The 811-nt window shown below is 63.5% G+C and carries 1 protein-coding gene; it reads right to left on the bottom strand.

Annotated elements, in window-relative coordinates:
* Window positions 1-243: 243 nt before the first annotated feature.
* Window positions 244-618, bottom strand: a complete 375-nt coding sequence (locus TR36_RS14095) for a hypothetical protein (RefSeq protein WP_153010594.1) — start codon at window positions 616-618, stop codon at window positions 244-246.
* Window positions 619-811: the final 193 nt, after the last annotated feature.

Below are 811 nucleotides of genomic sequence, written 5' to 3' on the forward strand. Positions count from 1 at the left end.
GACATGGGCACGGTCCGCCTCGATGACGGCGCTGATATCATTTACGGGAATGTTCATGCCACTTCTCCGCTCAGGAACGGGGCAAGACCTTCGGTCATCGCCATGTCGAAGCGGTGCAGCAGCTCGTCGACCTGCTCTTCGGTCATGATCAATGGCGGACAGAAGCAGATGCACTCACCGATCGCGCGCAGGATCAGCCCATGACGCTGTGCGGCCGCAGATACGATCCCTGGTTCTGCTGAACTAGGGAAAGCCGAATTTAGCTACCATGGCGGCAATGGCCCGATCATTGCCGCTGTCGCCCAGATTGCTGGCACGGAGACTCCTGGCCTGCGATCCGGGCCATTCCAGAACGCGCCCTTTGGAACCCAGTTTCTCTGCATGGTTTCCGGCGCGGCGGTGCATCCAGTAAAGCCAGACGTCATCGGCATCCGGTGCAAGCGTGCGGAACAGCTCCTTGTCCATCACATCGTGATGGAACACGCCCGGGGCATAATAGACCCCCATCACACCCGTCGGGAAAACCAGCGGTCCGGCTTCGGGGGCCGCCAGCCCTCGCTCCCACGCATCATAGGGTGCCGGAACCTGCCCGGCCATCACCACGCGGTGCGCTCGCAAAGCCCGGACCTTGCCCGTCCCCGCCAGCGCGGATCAAGGGCGGGCGCGTCGAACTGGCGGGGGCGGAACTATGAGCGGTCTGGGAACGGCATTGCGCGATCTGGTCCGCCCCGATCCGGGCGCGGACCGTCTGGTTCCACCGACGGGCATGGGATCATGGCTGACGGTGTTCACGGCCGGCGTAATGGCCTTT

The organism is Falsirhodobacter sp. alg1 (assembly GCF_000739715.2).
Classification (GTDB): Bacteria; Pseudomonadota; Alphaproteobacteria; order Rhodobacterales; family Rhodobacteraceae; genus Falsirhodobacter.